Source organism: Nocardia sp. CY41 (assembly GCF_009829325.1).
Lineage (GTDB): Bacteria > Actinomycetota > Actinomycetes > Mycobacteriales > Mycobacteriaceae > Nocardia.
In genome coordinates this window covers 1-6,695 of sequence record NZ_VUOS01000076.1, presented here as the reverse complement: position 1 = coordinate 6,695, position 6,695 = coordinate 1, and the positions used below count along the sequence as shown (strand labels likewise).

Genomic DNA, 6,695 nt, shown 5'->3' with positions numbered 1-6,695 from the left:
TCCAGTCCAGCACCTGGGTGAACGGTTCGTGCCAGTGCAGCCGCCCGGCCTGTTCGGCCCAGAACGCGTCACGATCGGCCGCCGCCCGCTCGTAGAGCGCGGCGTCGGCGTTCGCCTGCGCGGCGAACTCCGCAGTCGGCGGGTACGAGTCCCTGTGGTCGGCGCTGGTTTCAGTCATCTCGTCTCTTCTTTCCACGTAGCCTGAGCGCACGATTCGACGCAGCCAAGCTCGACAGTAATCAACTGTGACCCGTGCCGCGTGCGGTGTGCCGAGCGGGTTCCGCGGGCGGCGCACCGCCTGGCGCCGGCCCGCAGCGGGGCTGTCGTCCCCGCCGTTGCGGAAGCAATGTTCCGGCCGGACGCGCATTTGCGCACGAAACTTGGGGTGTTTCGGCAATGTTGCCGGATCGGTAACAAGTGCGACGAACTCGGATCAATCAGGTGACAGTGCCCGCCCCGGTGGCTACTCTGCCAACCACACAGGGGGATCGTGTCGGCATGCGCTGATGGACCTCGCGCGGGTGCCGGTCGGCTCCCCCCTTCTCGCACCGGGAGGACGCGTTGAAATTCCACAGAGCGATGGCGTTGACCGCGGCGGTCGTCCTCGCCACGAGCCTCGGGCTGTCCGCATGTTCCTCGGGCGACGGCGCGGATGCCGACATCGTCACCGTCAACGGCGGCGAACCGCAGAACCCGTTGGTGCCCACCAACACCAATGAGAACATGGGTGGGCGCGTGGTCGACCGCCTGTTCGCGGGTTTGAAGTACTACGACTCGGACGGTCGGGCGCACGACGAGATGGCGGAGTCGATCCAGACGACGGATCGGAAGAACTACCGGGTGACCATCAAGCCCGGCTGGAAGTTCACCGACGGCAGCCCGGTGACGGCGAAGTCGTTCGTCGACGCATGGAACTACGGCGCGCTCGGCGCCAACGCGCAGTTGCAGAGTTATGTGTTCGGTCCCATCGTCGGTTTCGACGAGGTATCCGCGGAAAAGCCGACAGCGCAGACGATGTCGGGCCTGAAGGTCCTCGACGACCGCACTTTCACCATCGAATTGAAAGCGCCTTCGATCGACTTCGAGACCGAACTCGGGTACGCGCCGTTCTATCCGCTGCCGGAGGCCGCGTTCAAGGACATGAAAGTGTTCGGGGAGAACCCGATCGGCAACGGCCCCTACAAGTTCGCCCGGACCGGGGCGTGGGAGCACAACGTCAAGATCGATCTGGCGCCCAACCCGGACTACCCCGGTGGCCGCCCGGCCAAGAACAAAGGACTGCGGTTCGTGATGTACCAGTCCTTCGACACCGCCTACGCCGACCTGCAGGCGGGCAATCTGGACGCGCTCGACACCGTGCCCGACAGCGCGCTCAGTTCCTATCAGCAGGATCTCGGCGACCGCGCGATCACCAAGCCGACGGCGCAGAACCAGCACATCGGCATCCAATCCAATGTCGCGCATTTCGCCGGTCAGGAAGGGCTGCTGCGCCGCCGTGCGATCTCGATGGCGATCAACCGGGAACAGATCGCGCAGAACATCTTCCACGGCACGCGGATCCCGGCGCGTGACTTCACCGCCAGCACGTTGCCCGGCTTCGACCCGAACCTGCCCGGCTCGGAGGTGCTGAAGTACAACCCCGACGAGGCCAAGAAGGTGTGGGCGCAGGCCGACGCGATATCGCCGTGGTCGGGCCGCTACGAGATCGCCTACAACTCCGACGGCGGCCACCAGGCCTGGGTGGAAGCGGTGGCCAACAGCGTCAAGAACACCCTCGGCATCGATGCCGTCGGCGCGCCGTATCCCACGTTCAAGAACATCCGCGACGAGGTGAACGCGCGCACGATCAACAAGGCGTTCCGCTACGGCTGGCAGGGTGACTACCCGACCATGCTGCAGTTCCTCACCTCGCAGTACTACAGCTACTCCGACACCAACAACGTCGACTACAAGAACCCAGAATTCGACCGCCTGCTCGACGCCGCCTTGGCGGCACCGACCCAGGAAGAGTCCTACAAGACCGTCGCGCAGGCGCAGGCGCTGCTGATCAAGGACCTGGCCGACATCCCGGTGTTCGACTACGTGGCCGCCGCGGGCCGCTCCGACCGGGTCCGCAAGGCCGAACTCGCCTGGAACGGTCTGTTCGACTTCGAGAACATCGAGAAGTAGCCGCCGGCCGCCGGGGCCCGATGGTGCTCGGCGGCGCTACCCAGGAGGCGAAATGGCCTGGTATGTCGTACGGCGTCTGCTTCAGATGATCCCCGTGTTCCTCGGTGCGACGCTGCTCATCTATGCCCTGGTGTTCCTCGTGCCGGGCGACCCGATCCACGCCCTGGCCGGTGACAAACCGATGACGCCCGCGGTGGAAGCGCAGCTGCGGGCGCGCTACCACCTCGACGAGCCGTTCCTCGTGCAGTACCTGCTGTATCTGAAGGGGATCGTGACGCTGGACTTCGGCACCGCCTTCTCCGGCAGGCCGGTGCGGGACGAACTCGCCCGCGCTTTTCCGATCACGATCAAGTTGGCGTTCATGGCGGTGCTGATCGAGTCGGTCTTCGGCGTGCTGTTCGGTTTGATCGCCGGGCTGCGTAAAGGCAGGCTGTTCGATTCGACGATGCTGGTGGTGAGCCTGGTCGTCATCGCGGTCCCGGTCTTCGTGGTGGGCTTCCTCGCGCAGTATCTGCTCGGGGTGAAGTGGGGAATCGCTCCGGTGACCGTCTCCGGGAAGGCGACGGTCGGGGAACTGCTGGTGCCCGCGATCGTCCTCGGCTCGCTCTCGTTCGCCTACGTCCTGCGGTTGACCCGTAATTCGGTGGCGGAGAACATGTCCGCCGACTACGTGCGCACCGCGACCGCCAAGGGGCTCGGCAGGCCGCGCGTGGTGACCGTGCACATCCTGCGTAACTCGATGATCCCGGTGGTCACCTTCGTCGGCGCCGACCTGGGCGCGCTGATGGGCGGCGCGATCGTCACGGAGGGCATCTTCAACATCCCCGGCGTGGGCGGCACGCTGTATCAGGCCATCACCAGGGGCGAACCGCCCACCGTGGTCTCGTTCGTCACGGTGCTGATCGTCATCTTCCTGCTCACCAATCTGATCGTCGATCTGCTCTACGCCGCACTCGACCCGAGGATCCGCTATGCCTGAGCCCATCCAGGGCGCCGCCCGCCGCGGCCAGGAGCACTTCGTCGCACCGCCCGACGAGGTCGAGGTGCTGGCGACCGACGCCGTGCTGGATGCGGGCGCGCCGACCAGCATCTGGCGCGACGCGTGGCGGCAGCTGCGGCGCAACCCGATCTTCGTCGTCGCGGTGGTGCTGATCGCCTTCGTGCTGCTCGTGGTGATCTGGCCGGGACTGTTCACCGACCAGGATCCCCGGTACTGCAACGGCGACTTCAGCATGGATCCGCGCAGCGCGGGCCACCCGTTCGGCTTCGACAAGCAGGGGTGCGACATCTACGCGCGGACCGTCTACGGTGCGCGCGCCTCCGTCCTCGCCGGGATCGGCGCGACGCTTCTGTTCGTGCTGATCGGGGGAACGCTCGGGGCGCTGGCGGGGTTCTACGGCGGGCCCCTGGACTCGATCGTCTCCCGCGTCGCCGAGATCTTCTACGCGATCCCGTTGATGCTGGCCGCCATCGTGATCATGCAACTGCTGGATGCCCGCACGATCTGGACCGTGATCGTCATCCTCGCCGCGTTCACCTGGCCGCAGGCGGCGCGGATCGCCCGCGGCGCCGTGATCCAAGCGAAGAACAGCGACTACGTCATGGCGGCGAAAGCGTTGGGCGTTTCCCGGATCCAGACGCTCTTGCGTCACGTGCTGCCCAACGCGGCGGGTCCGCTGATCGTGGTGACCACGCTCTGGCTGGGCGTGTTCATCGTCACCGAAGCGACGCTGTCCTACCTCGGCGTCGGGCTGCCGCGCACGGTGGTGTCCTGGGGCGCGGACATCGCCACCGGTCAGAAGGAGATCCGCACCTCGGCCATCCTGTTCTACCCGGCGACGGCGCTGGCGCTGACCGTACTGAGCTTCATCATGCTGGGCGACGCCGTGCGGGACGCCCTCGATCCGAAGGCGAGGAAGCGATGAGCGACGCCGACCGGCCGCTGCTGGAGATCACCGACCTGAACGTCGGTTTCACCGCCGACGGCAGGCAGGTGCCCGCGGTCCGGGACGTGAGCCTGTCGGTCTATCCGGGGCAGACCGTGGCCATCGTCGGCGAATCCGGATCAGGAAAGTCGACCACCGCGCACGCCGTCATCGACTTGCTGCCGGGCACGGGCCGGATCACCTCCGGCTCCATCAGGTTCGACGGCAGGGAGCTCACGACCGCCTCGAAACGCGAAATCGTCGCGGTCCGCGGCAGCGGCATCGGCTTGGTCCCGCAAGACCCGATGTCCAATCTGAATCCGGTGTGGAAGATCGGCTTTCAGATCCGGGAGACTTTGGAGGCCAACGGCATCGCCAAGGGCGCGGCCGCCGCGAGACGGGCCGTGGAACTGCTCGAGGAAGCGGGCATGCCCGACGCCGAGCGCCGGGTGAACCAGTATCCGCACGAGTTCTCCGGCGGCATGCGCCAGCGCGCGCTGATCGCGATCGGCTTGTCCTGCCGGCCGAAGCTGCTCATCGCCGACGAGCCGACCTCGGCGCTCGACGTGACGGTGCAACGGCAGATCCTCGACCATCTCGAACGGCTGACCGCCGATCTCGGCACCGCGGTGCTGCTGATCACCCACGACCTCGGCTTGGCCGCCGAGCGTGCCGAACACCTGGTGGTGATGTATCGCGGTCGCGTCGTCGAATCCGGGCCCGCATTACAGATATTGCGGGATCCCCAGCACCTGTATACGAAGCGGTTGGTGGGCTCGGCGCCGTCGCTGGCCGCGCAGCGGCGGTCGGCGCGCCGGGCGGAGATCCGCGCGCAGGCCGTGCAGGTGGCCGAAGAGGTGGCGGCGGCCGACACGGAACTCACGGCGGCTCCGGACGAGGTGCTGGTCGCCGAGCGCCTGACGAAGACATTCCGCATCCGCGAACGGGCGCCATGGAAGTCTGCCGAGTTCGTCGCGGTGGAGGATGTGTCGTTCCGGCTGCGGCGCGGGTCGACCACGGCGATCGTCGGCGAATCCGGCTCGGGTAAGACGACGGTGGCGCAGATGGTGCTCGGGCTGCTCGCGCCCAGCTCCGGCGGGGTCACCTTCGACGGCAAGGACGTGACCACCCTGGATCGCAAGGGCGCCTTCGCTTTCCGGCGTCGGGTGCAGCCCATCTTCCAGGACCCCTACGGCTCGCTCGACCCCATGTACACGATCTACCGCACTATCGAGGAGCCGTTGCGCACCCATCGCATCGGCACTCCCGGGGAACGAGAGGCGACCGTGCGGGAACTGCTCGACAAGGTCGCGCTGCCGGCCGGCGTGCTGCGGCGCTACCCCAACGAGCTTTCCGGGGGACAGCGGCAGCGCGTGGCGGTCGCGCGTGCGCTCGCGCTGCGGCCGGAGGTGGTGGTGTGCGACGAAGCGGTGTCGGCGCTCGATGTGCTGGTGCAGGCGCAGATCCTCCGGCTGCTCAACGAACTCCAAGCCGAGCTGGGGCTGGCGTATCTGTTCATCACCCACGATCTGGCCGTCGTCCGGCAGATCGCCGACGACGTGCTCGTCATGCAGCGCGGCAAGGTGGTCGAAGCGGCGACGACCGACGAGGTGTTCGACCGTCCCCGGCAGGAGTACACGCGCAAGCTGCTCGACGCGATTCCGGGACGCGACCTGCTGGCCGGGTAGGCGGATCGGCCCACGCGGACGCAAGTAGCCTCGTATGCCGTGACCGATCCGCTCCAGCCCCTCGTCGATCTCCCCGGTGTCCGGGACGCGGCCGACCGCGCCCGCGACGCGCTCGCCGCGGTGCATCGGCACAAAGCCAACCGGCGCGGGTGGCCGACCACAGCGGCGGAAGCCGCGGTCCGCGCGGCCCGGTCGTCGGCGGCCATCGACGGCGGCAGCACCGACATCCCCGCCGACGGGCGCGTGGCGGACCCGATCCTGGCCGGGGCGCTGCGCGTCGGTCAGGCATTGGACGGGGACGCGCTGCGGAACCTGGTCGGCACCTGGCAGCGCGCTCCGCTGCAGGCATTGGCACGGCTGCATCTGCTCGCCGCGGCCGATCTGGTGCCGCAGGAGGAATCGCTCGGCAGGCCGCGGTTCGACGGGGGTGTGGCGCAGCGGCTGGATCTGCTCGCGCAGACGGTGCTCGGCTCCCGCGCGCCCGCCCCGGTGCTCGCCGCCGTAGTACACGGTGAGCTACTGGCGCTGCGACCGTTCGGAACGGCCGACGGCGTGGTCGCGCGGGCGGCTTCCCGGCTGGTCGCGGTGTCCAGTGGGCTGGACCCACACAGCCTCGGCGTGCCGGAGGTGTTCTTGTTGCGCAGGCGCCAGGCGTACCTGGACGCGGCCGCCGGCTTCGGCACCGGGGACGCGGACGCCGTGGGCGGTTGGGTGATCTTCTGCTGCGGGGCTTTCGAGGACGGTGCGCGCGAGGCCACATCGATCGCCGACTCGGCGGCAGGATAACCCGTTACCTTTCTCGTGGGTCCGATCCAGGGCCTCGGTCGCCGGGCCCGGTATGACTTCTTGCCCCTGTCTTTCGCATGATCCGGGGGGTGGTGTCGCCGGGTACCGGTGGCATCGGATGGACCGC

At 67.9% G+C, this 6,695-nt stretch carries 6 protein-coding genes; 5 read left to right on the top strand and 1 reads right to left on the bottom strand.

Annotated elements, in window-relative coordinates; all coding sequences use genetic code 11:
- Positions 1-178, bottom strand: a 178-nt coding sequence (locus tag GVY64_RS36290; RefSeq protein WP_159851132.1) for an acetyl-coenzyme A synthetase N-terminal domain-containing protein, incomplete at its 3' end; no start/stop codon positions are given.
- 401 nt (positions 179-579) lie between these two features.
- Between GVY64_RS36290 and GVY64_RS36285 the strand changes: the two genes are divergently transcribed.
- The 5 genes from GVY64_RS36285 to GVY64_RS36265 are packed head-to-tail and all read left to right on the top strand — an operon-like array spanning position 580 to position 6,568.
- Complete coding sequence (locus tag GVY64_RS36285; protein WP_159851134.1) at positions 580-2,169, top strand: peptide ABC transporter substrate-binding protein; 1,590 nt, start codon at positions 580-582, stop codon at positions 2,167-2,169.
- Positions 2,170-2,221: 52 nt separating this feature from the next.
- Complete coding sequence (locus tag GVY64_RS36280; RefSeq protein ID WP_159851130.1) at positions 2,222-3,148, top strand: ABC transporter permease; 927 nt, start codon at positions 2,222-2,224, stop codon at positions 3,146-3,148.
- Positions 3,141-4,094 carry an ABC transporter permease gene (locus tag GVY64_RS36275; protein ID WP_159851128.1) on the top strand — a complete coding sequence of 318 codons (954 nt, stop codon included), beginning with the start codon at positions 3,141-3,143 and terminating at the stop codon, positions 4,092-4,094. Before GVY64_RS36280 ends, GVY64_RS36275 begins: the two co-directional genes overlap by 8 nt.
- Positions 4,091-5,782, top strand: a complete 1,692-nt coding sequence (locus tag GVY64_RS36270) for a dipeptide ABC transporter ATP-binding protein (protein ID WP_159851126.1) — start codon at positions 4,091-4,093, stop codon at positions 5,780-5,782. Before GVY64_RS36275 ends, GVY64_RS36270 begins: the two co-directional genes overlap by 4 nt.
- A gap of 39 nt (positions 5,783-5,821) precedes the next feature.
- Entirely contained in the window at positions 5,822-6,568 is a 747-nt protein-coding gene (locus tag GVY64_RS36265) for an oxidoreductase (RefSeq protein ID WP_159851124.1), read from the top strand.
- The last annotated feature ends 127 nt before the right edge of the window (positions 6,569-6,695 follow it).